General features: G+C 39.3%; 1 pseudogene. It reads right to left on the bottom strand.

What is annotated here, in order from left to right:
- Nucleotides 1–43: 43 nt before the first annotated feature.
- Nucleotides 44–229: pseudogene (locus tag AACQ81_RS07070) on the bottom strand (hypothetical protein); the annotation flags it as partial.

Raw genomic sequence — 229 nt, 5'->3', positions numbered from 1 at the left:
CTTACATAGTATTCGATATCGAAAGAGTAATTCCCTGCATTGATCAATCTTCAGTGGTCATTTTGTCTATCAATCTTGTTTTTTTGGATAAATCCTCCTTAGTTGACAGTTTGGTACTAATTGTCAAGTAAGCGCGTTTTCCTTTTTGATCCCATATCGTCTCGAAGCGACCCGCATTACTCGCAGTGTAACGGACAGTATGACGAATATTACGGTGGCCTAAATAGTC

Source organism: Xenorhabdus sp. Sc-CR9 (assembly GCF_963897815.1).
Classification (GTDB): domain Bacteria; phylum Pseudomonadota; class Gammaproteobacteria; order Enterobacterales; family Enterobacteriaceae; genus Xenorhabdus.
This window is presented reverse-complemented; position numbering and strand designations above follow the sequence as displayed.